The sequence below is a fragment of the Mesorhizobium sp. M0189 genome (assembly GCF_040322135.1).
Lineage (GTDB): Bacteria > Pseudomonadota > Alphaproteobacteria > Rhizobiales > Rhizobiaceae > Mesorhizobium.
This window is the reverse complement of sequence record NZ_JAMYSW010000013.1, coordinates 158,829-178,665: the sequence shown is the minus strand read 5'-3', so window position 1 is coordinate 178,665 and position 19,837 is coordinate 158,829. Positions and strand designations below refer to the sequence as shown.

Below are 19,837 nucleotides of genomic sequence, written 5' to 3'. Positions count from 1 at the left end.
CATGCCGGTCGGAGGCGCATATGCGATTTCGGACGTCTGCCTGCTCGTCGAAAATATCGAGCGGACGGTTGAATTCTATGTCGAAAAACTCGGCTTCCGCCTGCGGTGTCGCGCCGAGGGCTTTGCCGACTTTCATGGCGAGGGCGTCACGCTGGCGGCGTGGGAGATCGATCACATCAACCGGCACACCGGCGTCTCGAAGTTGAGGTCGCCGCGCCAGGCGCACAAGGTCTGCGTGGCGGTCAGGCTAGACGCGCCCGGCGAGATCGACCGGCTCCATGGCGAACTGGCAGCCAAGGGCGTGCCCTTCTACGGCCCGCCGGAGGATTATGTCTGGAACGCGCGCTGCGCATATTTCACCGATCCCGACGACACGCTTTGGGAACTATACGCCTGGCTCGACGGCGGCCCCGGCGACTATCACGACGAACAGCCGTAGACGACGCCGCGCCACGGGAACGGCGCGCAATGAAGAGACGAGAACGTCTTGCAACAGGAGCGAAAAATGAGTGGGAACAGAGACTACGACATGAACCGCCGCAGCTTCGTGAAAGCCGGCTTCGCCGCCGTCGCGGCAGCTTCGGCCGGAATGCAGCTCGTGCTGACGCCGGGCGCCAAGGCTGCCGGAAAGGTCGTCATCCAGTATGATTGGCTGATGTCCAACGGACAGATCGGCGACATCGCAGCCGTCGCCAACGGCTATTTCAAGGAGGTGGGCCTCGAGGTGGAATTCAGCCCGGGCGGTCCCAATGCGGCGACAGTGCCGCCGGTGATTTCGGGCGCCGCACAACTCGGCCAGTTTTCCGAAACGCCGCAGCTCTACGCGGCGCGTGCCAGCGGCGTGCCCGTGAAGATCATCGCCTGCGGCTTCCGCACCGGTCCCTATGCCTTCACTTCGAAGCCTGCCAAGCCGATCCGCGGCGTGGCCGATCTCAAGGGAAAGAAGATCGGCATCCAGCCGACGGCGCGCTTCGTCATCGATGAGATCCTGGCCAAGAACGGTATTGATCCGTCCGAGGTCACCGTCGTCAATGTCGGCTTCGACAAGGCGCCGCTGGTGCGCGGCGACGTCGACGCGATTGGCGGATGGATCACCAACACCCAGGCGCTGAGCGTCGTCGGCAACGACCGGATCGATCTTCTGGTGCGCGATCTCGGGCTGAACTCCTATGCCGACGTCTATTTCGCTACCGACACAGCGATCGAACAGGATGCGGAAATGCTGGCGAAATTCATCGGCGCCGTCGCCAAGGGCTGGGGCTGGGTGCACGCCAATCCGCAGGAAGCAGTCAAGAAGATGGTCGAAGCCTATCCGGAAATGGACCTTGGCTGGGAGCAGAAGACGATCAATCTGGTGCTGAAACTCTCCTTTGACGGTGCAACCGCCAAGGACGGATGGGGAACCTTCGATCCCGCATCGATCGAGGAGCAGCTGGCGCTGCTGGACAAGGTCGGCCAATACCCGAACGGCCGGCCCGCGGCAGCCGATGTCTACACCACCAAGGTACTCGAATTGTCGGCCGCCGACCGACCCAAGCTCGACGCGCCCGCGGCTTGATGGCGAACGCGATCGAGGCCCGCAGGCTGGATGTCGGCTATAGCGGCCGGCAGCCGGTGGTGAAAGTGCTCTCCGGTCTCGACCTGTCGGTCGAGGCCGGCTCCTTCCTGTCGATCCTTGGACCTTCGGGATGCGGCAAGTCGACGTTCCTCAGGGTGGTGGCCGACTTGCTCGATCCGCTCGGCGGCTCGATCAGCGTGCTTGGCGACACACCGCATGCTGTCCGTTCGCGGCGCGATGTCGGTTTCGTCTTCCAGGACTCGACCCTGCTGCCCTGGCGCACCGTGCGCGACAACGTCCGCCTGCCGCTCGATGTCGGACAAGGCCGGCTTACCCGGACAATAGACGATCGAACCGACGAGCTGCTTGATCTGATGGGGCTTGCCGGGTTCGGTGAGCGTCTGCCGCACCAATTGTCCGGCGGCCAGCGCCAGCGCGTGGCGATCGCCCGGTCACTGCTCGGGCAACCCAGGCTGCTTTTGATGGACGAGCCCTTCGGTGCGCTGGACGAGATCACCCGCGACCGCCTCAACGACGAGCTTTTGTCGTTGTGGCGGCGCACCGGCGCGACCATCCTTTTCGTTACTCATTCGATCGCCGAAGCCGCCTATCTCGGAGAACGGGTCATCGTTCTCGCCGCCAATCCGGGCCGCCTGGCCAGAGACCTCGACATGCGGCCGTTCAAGCAGGCAGGCAACCGCTGTTCGCGCGAGGATCCGGCGATCGTTGCCGCGATGGCCGAACTGCGCGGCGCGCTGGAACAGGCCTCATGAGGCAGGCGCCCTTGCCATCGGCGCTGGCCGTCGCCCTGCCCGTTTTTGGCGCGGCCTCGATCCTGCTCGCCTGGCAGTTCCTGTTGCCATGGCTCGGCGTGCCGGCGTATATCGTACCGACGCCGACGGTCATATCAGGCGTGTTCCGGAAGAGTCTTGCTTTGCTACTCAGCAATCTCTGGCCGACGCTGATCGAGGCGCTGGCGGGATTTGTCATCGGCAATTTTGCCGGTGTGCTGCTGGCGGTGCTGTTCGTGCACAGCCGCATCCTGCAGGCCGCCTATTTTCCGATCGTGCTGTTCTTCAACACCATTCCCATCCTGGCGCTGTCGCCGATCATCATCCTGATCTTCGGGCTCGGCATGACGCCGAAGATCGTGATCGCGGCGGTGATCTGCTTCTTCCCGACGCTGGTCAACATGATTCGCGGGCTGGACTCGGCCAGCGACAACGAGCACGAACTGTTCCGGGTGCTATCGGCTACGCGCTGGGAGATCTTCTGGAGCCTGCGCCTGCCAAGAGCATTGCCGATGCTGTTCTCCTCGCTGAGAATTGCTTCGGCCACGGCCGTGATCGGCGCTATTGTCGGCGAGTGGATCGGGTCGGATAAGGGCCTCGGCGCGCTCATCATCCAGGCGACCTTTAACTATCAGTCGGACCGGCTCTATGCGGCAATCGTGCTGTCGTCGTCCTTGTCGATCGCGATGTTCGCAATCGTGGTTCTGCTGGAGCGCCGTGCCATCCGCTATTGACCATTCCGTCGAGCGGCCATCCGCCAGGCGCGGGCTGTAAATTTATTTTTGAATTCCATTTGACTGAATAAATCTTCAGTGCCAGTCTGGCCTCTCTCGAGGGCGCAAGGCATGGCACTGCGGGGAACCAATCAGGAGTTCGGGCGGCCGTATAATCGGCGCATCGTGCTCGAATCCATCCGCCTTCACGGGCCGATCGCCCGCGGCGACATTGCCAGGCGGGTCGGGCTCACCGTGCAGACGGTGTCGACCATCGTTCGCGAGCTGGAAGAGCACGGTTACGTGCTGTCGCTGCGCGAAGAGCCCAAGGGGCGCGGCCTGCCCCCGGCAACGCTGCGGATCAATCCGGAAGGCGGCTATGCCGTCGGCATTCACGTCACCCCGCTGGGCATCAATGCCGCGCTGATCAACCTCAGCGGCGATGTCATCGAGAGCAGCTACCGCGAGGCCCCAAATGCAACGCCCGACCACGCCTTCGAGCTGATCGGCGCCATGGTACTCGAATTGACAGCACTGCGGCCCGGTGGCCGCGTCCTCGGCATCGGCATGGCGTTGCCCGGGCCGTTTGGCGTGGAGTCCATGAGCTTTGTCGGTCCGACCACCATGACCGGCTGGAAGGATGTGGCGCTGCGCGAGCGGCTGGCCGCCTCGACCGGGCTGCCGGCCTTTTTCGAAACCGACATGGCGGCGGCTGCCATCGGCGAGCGCCTCTATGGCCTCGGCACGGCCTATTCCGAATATTACTATCTCTATTTCGGTGTCGGCCTCGGCGGCGTCATGGTGCATGACGGAGCCGCATTGCGCGGCGCCTGGGGCAATGCCGGCGAAATCGGCCACATTCCCGTGGTGCCGGGCGGCGAGCCCTGCCCGTGCGGCAATCGCGGCTGCCTCGAACGGTATCTTTCGCTCGAGGCGCTGCGGCGCCGCAACGTCGCCGACGCCGACTGGGTGAGCGAGATCGCGCCGATCTTCCGCAACGCCATCACCATCATCGAAAACCTGTTCGACCCCGAAACCATCATCCTTGGCGGGCTGGCGTCCACCGACCTGCTCGAAAGACTGGCCGGCGCAGCTGCGCACCTGCCCAACTCGGTCTCGGCGCGAAGCGACCGCACGACGCCCCGCGTCAGCGTCGCGCGCGGCGGCCAGCATGCGGTGTTGCGCGGCGCCGCAGCGCTTGCCGTCTCAGGGGTGCTTTCGCCACGCTTCGGCCAGATCTTCACCGCCGAACGCGAACGCGGGCGGGATCTCTTGCATAACAAGGGGATCGCGGCATGAGCGAACCGCTGCTGGTGCTCGATAACGTTGCCAAGAATTACGGTGCCATCGAAGCACTGAAAGGCATCAGCTTTTCTATCGGCAAGGGCGAAGTGGTGGCGCTGCTCGGCGACAACGGCGCCGGCAAATCGACGCTGGTCAAGATCATTGCCGGCGGGCTCGAGCCGACCTCCGGCCGCATGCTGTTCGAAGGCAAGGAATTCCTCGCCAAATCCCCCGCCGAGGCCAAGGCCGCGGGGATCGAGACCGTCTACCAGGACCTGTCGCTTTGCACCAATGTCGACGTGGTCGCCAATTTCTTCATGGGCCGCGAGATCACCAGGAAGGTTCTCGGCATTCCGGTGCTCGACGAGCGCGCCATGGAGCAGGTGGTGCAAAAGGCGTTGGCCAGCGCCGGCACCCGCATTCCCTCGCTTCGCACCAATGTCGAGCACCTCTCCGGCGGTCAGCGGCAGGCCATCGAGCTCAACCGGTTCGTGCATTTTGGCGGCAAGTTGGTGCTTCTCGACGAGCCGTTCGCAGCGCTCGGCGTCGAGCAGACGCGGCGCGGCCTCGACATGATCCGCCAGGTGGCGAGCCAGGGTATCGGCGTCGTCATCATCACCCATATCATGCAACAGGCCTTCCAGGTCGCCGACCGGATCGTGGTGATCCGGCAAGGCGTCGTGGCTGGCGATGTCGCACGCAACAAAACAAGTCCCGACGCGGTGATCAACATGATCACCGGAGAGACGCTTGCCGGTGCCGGACCGGCGAGCTGAGGGACAAATGAGGGGTCCGGCGCAAGAGGAGCGAACGACATGAAGAAAATACTTCTTTCCGTCTTCGGTATCCTGGCACTGGCCTTTGCCACGCTCACGCCGGCATTCGCTCAGTCCAAGGGCACCGTCTACTACATGGTGCCGACACTGCTCGATGAGTTCCAGACCGGCTCGGTGAGCGCGCTGGAATTGTTCCTGAAGCAGGTCGGCTACGAGATGAAGACGCTGAACGCCGACAATAAGACCGACGCTCAGCAATCGCAGATGAACGACGTCATCGCGCTCAAGCCGGCGGCGATCATCCTTGCCGCCGTCGATTTCAATGCGCTGAAACCGTCGATCGAGGCCGCCCGTGCCGCCGGCATCCCGGTCGTCGAGTTCGACCGCCAGATCACCTCGACGCCGTCCGACTTCACCTCGGTGGCCGGAACCGTCGAGATCGGCTACGTCGCCGCCGACCAGGCGCAAAAACTCCTGACCGCGAAGAACGGCTCGGTGAAAGGCAAGATCCTGCAGGTGCTCGGCGATCCGGGCGATCCCTATACGCTCGATATCCAGAAGGGTTTCGAGGAGAAGATGAAGGCGTTCCCGGACGTCAAGATCATCTCGCTGCCGGCCATGCAATGGGCGGCGGATGCAGCCGGGACCATCGTCAACGACCAGCTGCTCGCCAACCCCGACATCGACCTGATCTTCAGCCACGCCGCGCATCTTTCGGTCGCTGCCGTCGCCTCGCTCGAGGCCGCCGGCAAGAAACCGGGCGACGTCATGCTGATGAGTTCGAACGGCGCTCCGGTCGGCCTCGACCTGATCCGCAAGGGCTGGCTCAATGTCGAAGTCGAGCAGCCGCTCTACGCCCAGGCCGCGGCGGTCGCCATGTTCATGGACAAGGTGGTCAACAAGCAGGAGATCAAGCCCGGCGAATATGATGTGCTTGGCCTGAAATCGACCCTGACCAAGGAAGCGTGGGGGCCGAACATCAAGATCCCCGGCGCTGCGATCACCAAGGAAAATGTCGATAACCCAGCCTTCTGGGGCAACATGAAGCCGCCGGCCGAAACCATAAAGCCGGTCGAATAGCGAACTCGCCAGAAGCTCCGGGCCACGCAGGCCCGGAGCCCAGCCCTGCAGCCCGGTGCGTTCAAACGGACGCGCACGGGAATGCTGCAGCAATTTTCAACCGCGCCTGATCTTTCCGACGACCGAGTGGTTCTTCGGGTCATGCGCCAACCGGATCCGCAGATGAACCCTCGCACGCGCCAAACCCTCGAGTTCATCCTCGACAATCTTGTCTGGTTCATGCTGGTCTTCGTGCTGGTGGTCTTTTCCATCCTCATCCCGAACTATTTTCAGCTCGGCATCTTCGCCAACATCATCGAGGCCTCGAGCGTGCTCGGCGTCATGTCGATCGGCTTGGCGCTGGTCATCATCGCCGGCCATATGGACCTGTCGGTCGAATCGGTGGCGGCGCTCAGCGCCATGGCGGTCGGCATCCTGTTCTGCTCGTCGGGCATCGGCCTTGGCATCCAGTTGCAGCCGCAATGGCTGATGGTTCCGGTTTCGCTGCTCATCGCGCTTGCCGTCGGCGCCCTCATCGGCGCTTTCAACGGCTATCTGGTGGTCAGGGTGAAGATGAGCGCCTTCATCATCACGCTGGCCTCCTACATCTGGGTACGCGGCCTGGTGCTGGTCATCTCCGGTGGCCGCTCGGCACAAGACCTTGCGCCGGCAATCCGCTGGTTCGGCATCCAGCGCCTGGGCGGCCTGCCGTTGACGGCCTGGATCGCCATTGCGTGCTTCGTGGTGTTCTCGCTGATCATGGCCAAGACGCCCTTTGGCAGGCACCTGGTCATGATCGGCGGCAACGAGACGGCGACGTTCCGCGCCGGCATCCGCGTCAATCGCAACCTGGTCATAGCCTTTGTTCTCGCCGGTGCCATCGCCGGCCTTGCCGGCTGGCTGCTGGCAATCCGTACCTCCGGCGCCACCGCCAATCTGGGCGTCGGCCTGTTGTTCAACGCCTTCGCCGCGGTCGTCATCGGTGGCGTCAGCCTGAAGGGCGGCGTCGGCACCTTGCCCGGTGTCTATGCCGGCGTGCTGCTGCTCTCCGCCATCAATACGGCGATTAATTTGATGGGCCTGCCGGCCAACTTCACCCAGGTGATCCACGGCCTGCTCGTCCTCGCCGCCGTGCTGCTCGACGCCTTCAAGCAAACCATCCGCCAGAGGCTCGCATGACCGGCCGTCTGGAAGGTAAGGTCGCGCTGATCGTCGGAAGTGCGCGCGGCATCGGCAAGGGCATCGCACAACGCTTTGCCGAAGAGGGCGCGACGCTTGTCCTGGCCGATACCGAGGTTGAGGCCGGGCAAGCGACTGCGGACGAGCTCGGCGCCGCCTTCATACACACCGACATTTCACAGATGGCCGATGCGCAAGCCGCCGTGGCGCTGGCGCTAGCGCATCACGGCCGGCTCGACATCATGGTCCAGAATGCCGGCATCTATCCCTGGCAATTGCTGGAAAACACCAGTCCCGACGATTGGGACCGGGTCATGGCGGTGAATTTGCGCGGCAGCTTTGTCGCCGCACGCGCGGCGCTGGTGCCGATGAAGGCACAGCGTTTTGGCCGCATGCTGTTCACCTCCTCGATCACCGGCCCGCATGTCACCAGTCCCGGCCACGGCCATTATTCGGCGACCAAGGCCGGCATCAACGGGCTGATCCGTTCGGCTGCGCTCGAATTCTCCGGCTACGGCATCACCGTCAACGGCGTCGAGCCCGGCAACATCCTCACCGAAGGCATAGAGCAGCATCGCGGTGCGGCCTTCATCAAGAACATGGAAGACGCCATCCCGCTCGGCCGCCTCGGCAGCCCGCGCGACGTGGCCAATGCCTTCCTGTTCCTGGCCTCCGACGACGCCAGCTACATCACCGGCACGACCATTATCGTCGACGGCGGGCAGCTTTTGCCCGAGGGCAAGGATTTCCGGCTGCTGCCGCCATGATCGTCGATTTCGGCGGCGGTTTCTTCCTGCGCCGGGCGACCACCGCCGATCATGCAGCGCTTGCGATGATCTGTCTCAAGACCGGCGATGCCGGCAAGGACGCCAGCGGCCGCGAGGACGACCCGGACCTGCTCGGCCTCCTCTACACCATTCCCTACCAGGTGCTCGAACCCGAGCTGGCCTTCATTATCGATAGTCCCGCAGGTGCGGCCGGCTACCTGCTTGGCGCGGCCGATACGGGCGCTTTCAATGCCAGCCTGGCATCAGACTGGTATCCCGACCTTCAGCGGCGCGTGGCAGACCCCGGACCCGACAGCTCGCGCTGGCGCGGCAGCGACTGGGCGCGGCATCGGGTCCATCATCCCGATTTCGCTGTTCCGCCTGCGCTGACCGCCTATCCGTCGCATGGCCATATCGACCTGTTGCCGCAGGCGCGCGGGAAAGGCATCGGCCGGCGCGCGATGGCCTTCCTCGAGCAGGGGCTTGCCGCGAGCGGCTCGACCGGCATCCACCTCGAAGTCATGCCGGAGAACGATGGCGCGCTAAGGTTCTACAAGGCGATTGGATTTGAGGTGGTGCAGGACGCTGATTCATCAAAGCGTTGTGTTTATGTGGCGAAACGGATTGCTCACGCTCCGGCGATTGCAGGCTGATCTGCGACAAGCCAATCGCCCAAGTTGCAAAGAACCGGGAGGCCTATGGAAGTACAATGCTGCCGTTCTGCAGCAGCCAGTTGCCCGCGTGAACACCTTTGCCGCGGGAACGAAACCTTCGTCGCGTGCTCCACCGCAGACACGAAAGTCACCAGCATCAACACGGTGCGGGGCTAATCCGAGTGTTGGCGGAGCGTCTACTAGTTCAGTATGGGCGGCAAGGGAACATCCACGACCGTTCCCCCGGCCACAATCGAGAGCACATAAAGCAGATAAATGGCTAATACCAACAGGGCGAGGAATGAACCGCTGGCAAAGACTCCTGCAACCGCGGCGTCGGGATAAGCTTCGACTTGTTCTTTCTTGAAGGTGTCTTCTTCGTTACGGGTTGTCTTCACAACCCGTTCGCCTGGAAGCCGGTTTTTTTCAGCTTCCTTCGATATCTTATCCGCGAGATCTCCTGCGATCACGGGATCGTCCGGAAGATGACTCGCAAGCCATCCAGGAATATTTTCGCTCCCGCCCATGCCCATACGCAATTGAGATACTGCAAGTTGTAGCTTTCGGCAATCGTTTCCCTCATGAGAGGCAAGCAGATCAGACTTAAGTCCCTGCGGAAAGACAGTTTGAATCAGACCAAAGTCCGAGTAGCACAGTGGTCGGACGCGTCTCACCTGGGCGATCAGCTTGAGCGGTGTAGCCCAAACTGAACACATCGAGGAAAATGGTGGGCGATGACGGGCTCGAACCGCCGACATCTTCGGTGTAAACGAAGCGCTCTACCAACTGAGCTAATCGCCCGCCCCGGGCCGGACCTTTAAGCAGTTAGGGCCGGCTTCGCAAGGCCAAATGAGCGGCGAGTGGCTTGGCCGGGAGCCGGTTTCGGCAACAAAGTTCGGCTTGTCAAAAAACCTTCTCCTGTTTGCTGTTATGCTGTCCGGGTCCGCTTGACACCCGGTGGGTTACCCCTTATCCACCGCCCCAACGACGAACACGGCTGACACGTGCTCGTCCATGCGCGGGTGTAGCTCAGTTGGTTAGAGTGCCGGCCTGTCACGCCGGAGGTCGCGGGTTCGAGCCCCGTCACTCGCGCCATTTCTCAGTCAATTGCTGATTGAGAAGTGGCCAGTAGTCTGAATGCCAAACCGGCAATTCAGACTTTTCACGGATTCGGTCCAGCGAACCGCCTTCCTGACTTGAGAAAACGTCAAAGAGTCTGCGATCCCATTCCTATCGGCCAGAGGCTTCTGACGATCCAGAGGCTTCAGAAGATGTGGTGCCCTCTACCTCATAGTCTCCATCTTGATCCTCTGGCGGGCTAAGGCCTATGAAAATCTCTACTGCGTCAGACGCCTCGCTTGCCTCCGGCAGAGTGTGAACTGGCTCTTCCTTAAACACGAAGTGCGAGAACGCCGCCGAGCGAGCGATGCGATTTGCGCGATCAGAGGCTGCTCGGGCGACATTCCTCGCATAAGAAATCACATTGGCGTCCTGAGAACCCCAATCCTTTTCTTCCAATCGGAGCAGACTATCAACTCTATGACCGAAGGTGATGAGGTTGTTTGAGATTTCCAGCAACTTGTCCTCATTGAACGGAATCCTATCTTTTCGTCCGGCCAATTCCAAAAACATCGTGTAAAAGTCCGATTTTTTCTTCCATCGAGTCCCTGCTAATTTGGGTATTATTCTCCCCACTTCAGACGTGACCGCGCTAAAAGATTTTACAAGGTTATCTCGATCTTCAAACTGCTCTTCATAGAGCTGATAATAATGGTCGAGCCGATCTTTTTTGTTTTGAGGACCATGTAAATATGCAATAGCCAATTCGCTAATATACTCGTGATCGTTCATACGTCGGTGATCGTTTGCGGAGAAAATTCCACAGTCGGCCCAGAACGAATCCTCATCAGCCATATGTTGTATTGCCTTGATGAACGGCCCCCAATAGGTCGCGTTCCGAAGCTCTTGGTCCGTCAGTGCAACAACATTCTTATTCAACCTTGCGAAAATCCGGCGGATGTCCTCCTCTTTTAGTTCCGGTGGCAAAATACGAACGACAAACTTATAGTTAAAGATAGTTTTTTTGTCGTCGACAGACAGGTCGTCAAATTTTAAGCCGCGCCAATTTTTGGCAACATCGTTCCCCTCGAGCGAGAATGTGGCTAGAACATACTCAAGGACCGCTCGTATACGCTGCTGCCCATCGACGACGATATGCTTCTCTTCGCCGGTCTCATTTACAAGATCCTGCATATAAAGCTCAGGTATCGGCAACCCGTTCAGAACAGTGTCAAGCAAATATGATTTCTGAAGGTTCGTCCAAACCGGATTCCGTTGGAAAGGGGCGGCAAGAACAAGCTCATTGTTCGCGAACGCCTTTTTAAACCACGTAATTGTTCGATGTGTCGTATGGAGAAAGTTATCAGGCTGGGTCATTCGCCGTCCTCAATCAATATGTCGTCGCTGTCGTTATTTCCGATTGGTTCGGACTCAGCCTGCCCGCCGAGCGAATCTCGCAAACGCTCAACATTGCTAGCTTGGTAGTATCGCAAAGAATCAAAGTCCTTATAGAGACGCAGCTTGACGTCTCGCCCTTTTGTCGGATCGATCTGACTCATTGTATCAAGCGCCGCCTGCCACGTCTGGCCAAACGGAAGTATTCCAAGCATCTTATCGGCAGCAATGGTCCCTGCAAACACGTAAGTCTTACGATGGCTTGTAATTGCATTTCTAGTCGGCTGCGGGAGCGAAAGCCATGAGACTCTCAACTGCCTCAAATACCGCCAGGCTATATCAAAGTAGTAGCTGCTAACTACACCGCAATCAAAATCTGAACCGTTATCAAATGCCTTGAAATCGTTGTGCGGGTTCAGGCTGTAACCAACTGCCGCGCTTCCCGTCATCACGATATCTTGCGGATCGACGTCAAGTGCGTCCGCAAGTTTGCGTTTCCATTCAATCCACAGGGCGAGGTCATCTTTGAAAGCAAAAGGGATTGGTTCGAAAATGTGGTGCGAGACGAACGACTTCGGCTCTTTATTAAGTAAGGCAGCCTGCAAGGCTGCGACATCAGAAAACACGCAAGCTCCCCCAAGCGTTTGCAACGTTCTGTTCTACGGGATCCATATCCCAATTCTGTCGTCAGGGGCAGCTGCGAAATCGAACCAGTGAATCTTTCCGAGACGTCGTCGCCCTTAATTCTCGCTAGGCCTCTGTCGTCGCCGCTCTTAATTGTCGCTAGGCTTCTGTCGACGCGTCGGTTCCTATCCACCTATGATTTCAAACCCTTCTTCCTGCGGGAAGAGTTTCGCACGCAACAACACCTGTTTGTGGCTTTCGCCAAAAAGCTGAACGAGCACAGCTACCTGGGTGGTCATAGGAAAAGAGCTTACGATTTCGTCTCCAGCCGAAGCGGCAAGCTTGAATTGTGCGACTCTAGGTCCTCGACTTCTGTCTTCCCATCCTCGCAGGTAGTATTCACTAGGGTTCTCGATCACGTTCCCATCGATTTTGTATTCCATTACTCCTGTTGTCGAACCGTCGATCCCCTGAATTTCGAGGTCCCAGATTACCAGTCCGCGTCTATTCCAATTCACGATGCGAACTACAATCTGCTCATGGTCCTCAAGATCCAGCGTGATATCCATGGTAGGGGATGCGTCGCCGAGCTGAAACTCAGTCTGTTTCCTTTGCTCTTCAATCTGCCGGTAAAGCGGATAAATTGTGAGCGCGCCTACCAGAACAGCCAAATACCCCGCCGAAGATCCATACCATTCGCGGAAACACTCGCCAGCCGTTTCGTCGGCGCCGCAGAGATCTGCGAAATCCCAGTGGTACGTGAACCACATCGCCAGTAGGATTGCGGCAAACATCGCAATCGCCACGGCGACTGCCCAAGTCCCGTCCTTCCAAAACCCACCCATCATTCCGCAATATCACGACGGGCGATCACTTGTGAACAGGGTCAAGTGCTTACTGACCAGTTCAAAGTTCTTTCGGCTTGTCCGCATCTGTTTGAAGTAGGAGGAAATTCCAACCCGGCTTTGCATAGCCTGTCACGCGGGAGATCGCAGGTTCTAGCCGTATGAGCTTCGGCACTGACGAATCGAACTTCAACCTCTCGCCAGCAGCGCCTCGACCTCCTGCAGCGTTGGCATGGACGGCGCGGTGCCCCGGCGCGTCACCGAGATGCCGGCGACGGCGCAGGCGAAGCGCACCGCCTGCAGGGGTTCCATCGCCCTCGACAGCGCCGCAGCCAGGCCGCCATTGAAGGCGTCGCCCGCACCCGTGGTCTCGATGACCGGGCCGGCGGCGACCGCTGCGACATGCTCGGAACGGTCGGCCGTGTGCAGCAGTGCGCCCTTTTCGCCGAGCGTCACGATGACAGCGCCCACGCCCTTCTCGAGCAGGCTGTCGGCGGCACGGCGGGCATCGTCGATGGAGGATACCTTGATGCCGGTCAGTTCCTCGGCCTCAGTCTCGTTCGGCGTGACATAGTCGCAAAGCGTGTAGATACGGTCCGGAAGCCTGGCCGCCGGCGCCGGGTTGAGGATGGTGGTCACCCCTGCCCCGCGCGCGATCTCCAGCGCCCCCAGCGCCGCCTCGATCGGCTGTTCGAGCTGGGTGACGAAAACGCCGGCCGCGCGGATCAGGCCGGCATTTGCCTCGATATCGGCGGGCGAGATCAGCATCGCCGCACCAGGGCTGACGATGATCGCGTTGTTGCCGCTCGTCTCCTCGATGAAGATATAGGCGGCACCGGTGTAGCTTTCCGGCGTGTCGATGACGGCGCTCTTCACGCCGGCGTGCGACCAGGTCTGTCTCGCCATATCGGCAAAGGGATCGACGCCGAGGCGGGTAAGGAAGGTGACATCGGCGCCGAGCCGGCCGGCTGCCACCGCCTGGTTCGAGCCCTTGCCGCCTGGGCCGAGCGTGAAGGACGTGCCCAGGATCGTCTCGCCCATGCGCGGCTGGCGGGCGGCGCGGTAGGCCGTATCGGCGACGAAGACGCCCAATATGACAACCGGCTTCATGACGATCGGTTTCGCCGGCATGCCGCTACTCCGCATCCGGCGGCACGACGCCCTTGCGGAACGCAAAACAGCCATAGAAGCGGCGCTCGCCGGTCTGGATGACGCAATAGGCCTTCTTGGCGCGTTCGTAGAAGGCGTAGCGCTCGACCGAGATCATCGGCCAGGCCTTGCTCTCGGCGGCATCGATCTCTTTTTGCACTTCCTGCTGCACGGCGGGAATGTCGTCCGGCTTGCCGACGATCTCCATGCGCGCGGCCGCGTCGTCGACGAAGGTGTCCAGCGGATAGAGCGACAGTACCGCTTTGACCACGTCGGCCGCCGACGCATCGATGCGCAGCAGCCGGCCAAGCACGGTCTGGCGCGCCACCGAATCGGACGGGAAATTGGTGTCGGCGATAATCAGATCGTCACCGTGGCCCATCGCCCGCAGCGCCTGCAGCACATCGGCATTGAGCAGCGGATTGATTCCTTTGAGCATGGTATTCCTCGCGAAGTTTGCTGGGGCGAAATCAGAGACGCTTGCCGGTCTCTGCGTCGAAGAGATGCACCTGGTCGAGCCGCGGTTTCAGGTGCAGTGTGTCGCCCGGCTTGAAGTCGTGGCGCTCACGGAACAGCGCCACCATCTCGCCCTCGCCGAAGCGCAGGAACACCAAAGTCTCGGAACCGGTCGGCTCGACCACCGAAATCTTCGCTGGGACACCATCTGGATGGATTTCGAGATGCTCGGGCCGCACGCCGTAGACGACATTGCGGCCATCTTCCACGGTATTGCTCGATGCGATCGGGAACGGCGTCCCGGCGATCTCGACGACGGGCTTGTCGCCCTTGCGCACGACGCCCTTGAGCAGGTTCATCGAGGGCGAGCCGATGAAGCCGGCGACAAACAGATTGGCCGGCCGGTCGAACAATTCCAGCGGCGCGCCGACCTGTTCGATGCGACCGTCGCGCATCACCACGATCTTGTCGGCCATGGTCATGGCCTCGATCTGGTCGTGGGTGACGTAGATGGTGGTGGTCTTCAGTCGTTGGTGCAGTTCCTTGATCTCGGTGCGCATCTGGACACGCAGCTTGGCATCGAGATTGGAGAGCGGCTCGTCGAACAGGAACACCTGCGGGTTGCGCACGATGGCGCGACCCATGGCGACGCGCTGGCGCTGGCCGCCCGAGAGCTGGCGCGGATAGCGCTTGAGGTAGGGGTTGAGGTCGAGGATGTCGGCGGCGCGCTTGACCCGCTCAGTGACCACCGCCGGATCAGTTTTGCGCAGCTTGAGAGCAAAGGCCATGTTCTGCTCGACCGTCTTGTGCGGATAGAGCGCGTAGTTCTGGAACACCATGGCGATGTCGCGCTTGGCCGGCGGCAAATGGTTGACGACGCGCTCGCCGATGGCGATGGTGCCGCCGGAAACCGTTTCCAGCCCGGCCACCATCCTCAGCAGCGTGGACTTGCCGCAGCCGGAAGGCCCGACCAGCACCACGAACTGTCCGTCGGCGATGTCGACGCTGACATCGTGCAGAACCTTGACGGTTCCGAACGCCTTGGCCACATTGCGGATCGCGACTTGAGCCATCATTCCCCCTTCAGTTGCCGTGAAGCTAAACAACGCAAACGGCGAGGGCAAGTCGGTCTCTTATAGATAAAAAACCCATTCACGTTGACACCGCACTTCGTTGTGCGAATAGTGACAGTGCCCGGCTTATGACCCTGTTCCGGGCGCACCGGTACGCTTGTCCGGCACTCAATGCGAGGCGTCGCGGGAGGGAGAATTCGGGCCGCTATTTACGGGAGTCGCTGTCGTTGGGGAACATAATCGGCGCTCCATCATCTGAACCAATTCACGATTGATCTTCTGGGAGGAACGAGATGAAAGTCAGCCTTTATAACCAACTTGTCCGCGCCGGGGCCACCCGCCGCGACGTGCTGAAGGGAGCGGCCAGCATGGCCGCCGTCGCCGCGGCCTCAAGCGCCGGACTTGGTGCCCTGACGCGCCCGGCTGCGGCCGCCGATGACCTGCGCGCGCAGATCCTGCAGATCCCGGGCGTCGGCAAGGGTCAGCCGACCGATGCCGACTTCCAGCAGGTCGGCGAGCTTTGCCTGGGCGCCACCAAGGCCAATGTCAAGGAAGGCGAATTCGCCGGTGTCGAACTCACCTTCATGGGCCTCAACAATCAGAACCTGCACAATGTGCTGTTTCGCGGCTTCCTGAAGCCGTGGGAGACCTATACCGGCGCTAAGATCAACTGGATCGACCTGGCGCAGGCTGACTACAATCCGCGTCTGCAGCAAGCGATCGCTACCAACACTATCGACTTCGATATCGTCGAAATGGGCGCACCGTTCGAAGGCGACGTCTGCGGCAAGGGTCTGACTTCAGAGATGCCCGACTGGGTCAGGACGCAGATCGACATGGACGATCTGGTGGCCTATCTGAAACCCCCCGTCGGCACGTGGAACGGCAAGCAGTATCGTGTGACCGTTGACGGCGACGCGCACAACTTCAATTACCGCACCGATGTGTTCGCCGATGCCGATCTCGCCAAGGCGTGGAAGGATGGGGGCGGCGAAGGCGAATGGGGCGTGCCGAAGACCTGGCAGCAAGTGCAGGCGGTGACCAAGTTCCTAAAGGGCAAGCAAGTGAACGGCCAGGACGTCTATGGCTATCTCGATGCGCCCAAGCCCTGGGGCGGTTTCGGCTTCTACTTCCTTGGCAGCCGCGCCAGCGCTTACGCCAAACATCCCGACGACAAAGCCTGGCTGTTCGATCCGGACACAATGAAACCGCGCGTCAACAACCCGGCCTGGGTCCGCGCGATCCAGGACGTGATCGATGCATTACCTTCCGAACCGCAAGATCAGATCAATGCCGACCCGAACCAGACCTGTTTCTCTCAATTCCTCGGCGGCACCGGGTCGATGCTGGTTTGGTGGGGAGACGCTGGCTCGAACGTCAAAACCAACGACTCGTCGGTTGTAGGCGACGTCACCGGCTTCTCGATTCTGCCGGGCTCGGACGATGTCTATAACTCCAAGACCGGTCAGTGGGACAAGCTCGCCAGCGGCCCGAACCATGCGCCGAACTGCGCCTATCTCGGCTGGGGGGTCTACGTCATGGCGCGCGTTGACAGCGACGAAAAGAAGAAGAAGGCGGCCTGGTCGGCCGCCGCTCATCTCGGCGGCAAGGACCTGTCGCTCTGGTGCGCGGCCTATCCGTCGGGTTTCCAGCCCTACCGCAACTCCCATTTCAACATTCCGGAATGGGTGACGGCCGGCTACGACGAAGCGTTCATAAGCTCATATCTCAAGTCGGAAGCCGACAGTTACAACCATCCGAACGCGGCGATCGAGCCACGTATCCCCGGCATCTTCCAGTACTACAGCGCCGCCGAGGACATTCTGGCCAACACCTTTGCCGGCAAGATGAAGGCACAGGAAGGTGCCGACGCCATCGCCGCCGCCTGGGAGAAGATCACCGACCAGATCGGTCGCGACAACCAGATCAAGCTCTACAAGGCCTCGCTCGGCATGTAGGCTGAGATCGTGAAACTGGTTCGGCGGCGCACAGCCGCCGGACCTCACCTTGATCGGCCTGGCCTCGACCGGCTCGGCCGGTCATCGAGCCTCCTGTGAACGGGCAAGACGCGTGGCTGACCGGACCCTGGCTGACCAGACTCTGTCGACAAGTGAATGGCCGGCAGGCGCCGTGCCATCCGACCTGATACCGCGGAGCCGCAAACGGCTTGGCTGGGCGCTGATGGCTGCCGCGACGCTCGGCCTTCTGGCGGTGATCGCGTTGCAAATCCTCTACAAGAGCGAGGTCGGTACCATCGGCTTCGAGACCTGGCGGCCGGTCGTTTACGCCTATGTGCTGTGGGGTGTCGCACTCGGCATCGGCCAGGTGCTGACGCGCGGCGAGGACGGCCAGCGCGCGCTGTTCTTGCTGCCGGCGCTGCTGTTCACCATTGCCATGGTGATCTTCCCGACGCTGTTCGGCTTCTACATCGCGCTGACCGATTGGAACCTCAGTTCTTTCAGCGGCCGGACGTTCAACGGGCTCGACAATTTCTGGCAGATGCTGAACGACGCCTATTATCGCAACGCGCTGTTCAACATGGTGCTCTACGTGCTGGCGGTGTTGGTCGAATATGTCATCGCCTTCGGCCTGGCGCTGCTGCTCAACGCGCAGATCCGGGCGCGAAAATTCTTCCGCGTCGTCTTCCTGCTGCCGTTGATGCTGTCGCCAGTCGCGGTGTCGTGGATGATCGGCAAGTCGTTGATGGAATACCGCTTCGGGCCTGCCGCAACGCTGGCGCGGCAACTCGGCTGGGAAAACCCGGCCTTCTTCTCCAACCCGATCACCGCCCGCATCTCGATCATGGTGCTCGACGCGTGGACCTTCATCCCGTTCATGATGATCATGCTGCTCGCCGGCCTGCAGGCGATGTCGCGCGAGGTGCTCGAGGCGGCGCGTGTCGATGGCGCCACCGCCTGGCAGACTTTCTGGCAAGTCACCTTCCCGCTGATGCTGCCGGTGTCGGTGACGGCGGTCATCCTGCGCATCATCTTCAAGCTGAAGCTCGCCGATATCATCATCACTGTCACCTCCGGCGGCCCGGGCGGCGCGACTGATTCGGTGTCGAGCTTCATCTACCGCGAATATCGCGACCGCTCGAATGTCGGCTACGGCACGATGCTGGCGATGGCCTATTTGGTCATCATCATTGTCTTCGTGACCTGGCTACTGAAATTCGCCAGCCGCTTCGTGCGCAACGTCAACTGATCGGGCCGGCAAGATGAGCGTTCAAACCACCGACTTTGCCGCCTCCGAAATCCGCTCGCCGGCGGCGTTCTTCGCCAACCGCGCCTTCATCTACGGTGCCCTCATCTTCTGGGCCTTCATCTGCCTGTTTCCAATCTATTGGACGATAACCACCTCGTTCAAGACCGCGGTCGACGTCACCCAGGGCCATCTGATCCCGTTCGTCGATTTCAAACCCGACTGGAAGGGCTGGCGTTCGCTTGGCCTGTCGCCGGACTCGATCTTTCGGACGTCGACGGTGCGCGACGAATTCATCAAGCGCTTCATGAATTCGGTCATCACTTCGGTCGGCGCGTCGACCCTCGCCATCGTCATCGGCAGCCTCGCCGCCTATGGGCTGACCCGCTATCGTTACAAGTTCGCCTGGTTCAGGAACGAGGACATTTCCTTCTTCTTCCTGTCGCAGTTGATCCTGCCGCCGGTGGTATTGGCCCTGCCCTTCCTCGTGCTCTACCGGGAAGTCGGCCTGCTCGACACGCGCGTCGGGCTGATCCTGCTCTACACGCTGATGGTACTGCCGATCGTCATCTGGATCATGCGCGACCAGTTCAATTCGATCCCTGTCGAGCTGGAGGAGGCAGCACTCGTCGATGGCCTGTCGATCTGGGGTGCCTTCTTGCGCATCGTCATGCCGATCGCGCTGCCGGGCATGGTCGCGGCCTTCATCCTGGCGATGGTGCTGTGCTGGAACGAGTATTTCTTCGCCGCGCTTTTGACCTCGACCGATGCCAAGACCATTCCTGTCATGGTGGCGAGCCAGACCGGCTCACAAGGCATCAACTGGTGGTCGATGGCAGCGCTTGCCACCGCGGCCATCACACCGCTCGCCGTCATCGGCATTGCGCTCGAGCGTTACCTGATCATGGGCATGACGGCGGGCGCGGTGAAATAGGCGATGGCCAACAAATACTGGTTCGCACGCAACAGGCGCGGCAGCGGCTACGCCAAAGGCGTGATGCCGATCAGTTGGGAAGGCCGGGCCGTAGTCGCCGGTTTTGTGATGGCGATGATTGCCGGCGGCTTGATCATGCTGCTTCTCGGCCTCTACGCGAACCTGATGGCACTCGGCATCGTGATTTACGTCCTGCTGGCTATCTGCGGCGCCGGCACGTTCATCTGGGCTGCGGCGACCAAGGTCGATCCCGAAAAGACCATGGCCGACTATCAGGCGGAAAGGCTAAGAGCCCGGTCGTCCGGGATCTAGACAGCA

At 60.9% G+C, this 19,837-nt stretch carries 21 protein-coding genes and 2 tRNA genes; 15 read left to right on the top strand and 8 right to left on the bottom strand.

Translation table 11 applies throughout. From position 1 onward, the window contains the following. Position 1: 1 nt before the first annotated feature. From NKJ09_RS22595 to NKJ09_RS22550, 10 genes are all read left to right on the top strand, one after another. Positions 2 to 439 (top strand): VOC family protein, encoded by a 438-nt coding sequence (locus NKJ09_RS22595; RefSeq protein WP_352495340.1) that lies wholly within the window; start codon positions 2 to 4, stop codon positions 437 to 439. Between the two features lie 90 nt (positions 440 to 529). Beyond that, complete coding sequence (locus NKJ09_RS22590) at positions 530 to 1,558, top strand: ABC transporter substrate-binding protein (RefSeq protein ID WP_352495350.1); 1,029 nt, start codon at positions 530 to 532, stop codon at positions 1,556 to 1,558. Further along, positions 1,558 to 2,331: an ABC transporter ATP-binding protein gene (locus tag NKJ09_RS22585; RefSeq protein ID WP_023717345.1), complete on the top strand. Its 774-nt coding sequence runs from the start codon at positions 1,558 to 1,560 to the stop codon at positions 2,329 to 2,331. The genes NKJ09_RS22590 and NKJ09_RS22585 overlap by 1 nt, the downstream gene beginning before the upstream one ends. Then, positions 2,328 to 3,083 (top strand): ABC transporter permease, encoded by a 756-nt coding sequence (locus NKJ09_RS22580; RefSeq protein WP_352495339.1) that lies wholly within the window; start codon positions 2,328 to 2,330, stop codon positions 3,081 to 3,083. Before NKJ09_RS22585 ends, NKJ09_RS22580 begins: the two co-directional genes overlap by 4 nt. Before the next feature lie 111 nt (positions 3,084 to 3,194). Continuing rightward, positions 3,195 to 4,361 (top strand): ROK family transcriptional regulator, encoded by a 1,167-nt coding sequence (locus NKJ09_RS22575; protein ID WP_352495338.1) that lies wholly within the window; start codon positions 3,195 to 3,197, stop codon positions 4,359 to 4,361. Continuing rightward, a complete protein-coding gene (locus NKJ09_RS22570; protein WP_023717343.1) occupies positions 4,358 to 5,122 on the top strand; it encodes an ATP-binding cassette domain-containing protein in 765 nt (254 codons plus the stop codon). The genes NKJ09_RS22575 and NKJ09_RS22570 overlap by 4 nt, the downstream gene beginning before the upstream one ends. A gap of 39 nt (positions 5,123 to 5,161) precedes the next feature. Beyond that, positions 5,162 to 6,202, top strand: coding sequence for a sugar ABC transporter substrate-binding protein (locus NKJ09_RS22565; RefSeq protein WP_352481191.1), 1,041 nt, complete (start codon positions 5,162 to 5,164; stop codon positions 6,200 to 6,202). Positions 6,203 to 6,364: 162 nt separating this feature from the next. Further along, a complete protein-coding gene (locus NKJ09_RS22560) occupies positions 6,365 to 7,360 on the top strand; it encodes an ABC transporter permease (protein WP_352495337.1) in 996 nt (331 codons plus the stop codon). Continuing rightward, entirely contained in the window at positions 7,357 to 8,127 is a 771-nt protein-coding gene (locus NKJ09_RS22555) for an SDR family oxidoreductase (RefSeq protein ID WP_352495336.1), read from the top strand. The genes NKJ09_RS22560 and NKJ09_RS22555 overlap by 4 nt, the downstream gene beginning before the upstream one ends. Then, positions 8,124 to 8,780: a GNAT family N-acetyltransferase gene (locus tag NKJ09_RS22550; RefSeq protein WP_352495335.1), complete on the top strand. Its 657-nt coding sequence runs from the start codon at positions 8,124 to 8,126 to the stop codon at positions 8,778 to 8,780. The genes NKJ09_RS22555 and NKJ09_RS22550 overlap by 4 nt, the downstream gene beginning before the upstream one ends. Positions 8,781 to 8,980: 200 nt before the next feature. On the opposite strand, the gene NKJ09_RS22545 is transcribed toward NKJ09_RS22550, so the two are convergent. Beyond that, positions 8,981 to 9,319 carry a hypothetical protein gene (locus NKJ09_RS22545; RefSeq protein ID WP_352495334.1) on the bottom strand — a complete coding sequence of 113 codons (339 nt, stop codon included), beginning with the start codon at positions 9,317 to 9,319 and terminating at the stop codon, positions 8,981 to 8,983. A gap of 186 nt (positions 9,320 to 9,505) precedes the next feature. Next, a tRNA-Val gene (locus NKJ09_RS22540) sits at positions 9,506 to 9,581 on the bottom strand. Positions 9,582 to 9,798: 217 nt separating this feature from the next. Between NKJ09_RS22540 and NKJ09_RS22535 the strand changes: the two genes are divergently transcribed. After that, positions 9,799 to 9,875, top strand: a tRNA-Asp gene (locus tag NKJ09_RS22535). A gap of 135 nt (positions 9,876 to 10,010) precedes the next feature. On the opposite strand, the gene NKJ09_RS22530 is transcribed toward NKJ09_RS22535, so the two are convergent. The 6 genes from NKJ09_RS22530 to NKJ09_RS22505 all read right to left on the bottom strand — a co-directional run bounded on the left by NKJ09_RS22530 (position 10,011) and on the right by NKJ09_RS22505 (position 15,381). After that, positions 10,011 to 11,216 carry a GmrSD restriction endonuclease domain-containing protein gene (locus NKJ09_RS22530; RefSeq protein ID WP_352495333.1) on the bottom strand — a complete coding sequence of 402 codons (1,206 nt, stop codon included), beginning with the start codon at positions 11,214 to 11,216 and terminating at the stop codon, positions 10,011 to 10,013. Next, positions 11,213 to 11,860 carry a hypothetical protein gene (locus NKJ09_RS22525; protein ID WP_352495332.1) on the bottom strand — a complete coding sequence of 216 codons (648 nt, stop codon included), beginning with the start codon at positions 11,858 to 11,860 and terminating at the stop codon, positions 11,213 to 11,215. Before NKJ09_RS22525 ends, NKJ09_RS22530 begins: the two co-directional genes overlap by 4 nt. Before the next feature lie 183 nt (positions 11,861 to 12,043). Beyond that, positions 12,044 to 12,664: a hypothetical protein gene (locus NKJ09_RS22520; protein ID WP_352495331.1), complete on the bottom strand. Its 621-nt coding sequence runs from the start codon at positions 12,662 to 12,664 to the stop codon at positions 12,044 to 12,046. Positions 12,665 to 12,892: 228 nt separating this feature from the next. Beyond that, a complete protein-coding gene (gene rbsK, locus NKJ09_RS22515; RefSeq protein WP_352495330.1) occupies positions 12,893 to 13,834 on the bottom strand; it encodes a ribokinase in 942 nt (313 codons plus the stop codon). 4 nt (positions 13,835 to 13,838) lie between these two features. Continuing rightward, a complete protein-coding gene (locus NKJ09_RS22510; RefSeq protein WP_352495329.1) occupies positions 13,839 to 14,291 on the bottom strand; it encodes an RbsD/FucU family protein in 453 nt (150 codons plus the stop codon). 31 nt (positions 14,292 to 14,322) lie between these two features. After that, positions 14,323 to 15,381 carry an ABC transporter ATP-binding protein gene (locus tag NKJ09_RS22505; protein WP_352495328.1) on the bottom strand — a complete coding sequence of 353 codons (1,059 nt, stop codon included), beginning with the start codon at positions 15,379 to 15,381 and terminating at the stop codon, positions 14,323 to 14,325. A gap of 293 nt (positions 15,382 to 15,674) precedes the next feature. On the opposite strand from NKJ09_RS22505, the gene NKJ09_RS22500 reads away from it, so the two are divergent. The 4 genes from NKJ09_RS22500 to NKJ09_RS22485 all read left to right on the top strand — a co-directional run bounded on the left by NKJ09_RS22500 (position 15,675) and on the right by NKJ09_RS22485 (position 19,831). Beyond that, the gene (locus tag NKJ09_RS22500; protein WP_352495327.1) at positions 15,675 to 17,339 is read left to right on the top strand and encodes an ABC transporter substrate-binding protein; all 1,665 of its coding nucleotides are present in this window, start codon (positions 15,675 to 15,677) and stop codon (positions 17,337 to 17,339) included. 127 nt (positions 17,340 to 17,466) lie between these two features. Beyond that, a complete protein-coding gene (locus tag NKJ09_RS22495) occupies positions 17,467 to 18,588 on the top strand; it encodes a carbohydrate ABC transporter permease (protein ID WP_352495349.1) in 1,122 nt (373 codons plus the stop codon). Positions 18,589 to 18,601: 13 nt separating this feature from the next. Further along, positions 18,602 to 19,519, top strand: coding sequence for a carbohydrate ABC transporter permease (locus NKJ09_RS22490; RefSeq protein WP_023717333.1), 918 nt, complete (start codon positions 18,602 to 18,604; stop codon positions 19,517 to 19,519). Between the two features lie 3 nt (positions 19,520 to 19,522). Further along, entirely contained in the window at positions 19,523 to 19,831 is a 309-nt protein-coding gene (locus NKJ09_RS22485; RefSeq protein ID WP_023717332.1) for a hypothetical protein, read from the top strand. Positions 19,832 to 19,837: the final 6 nt, after the last annotated feature.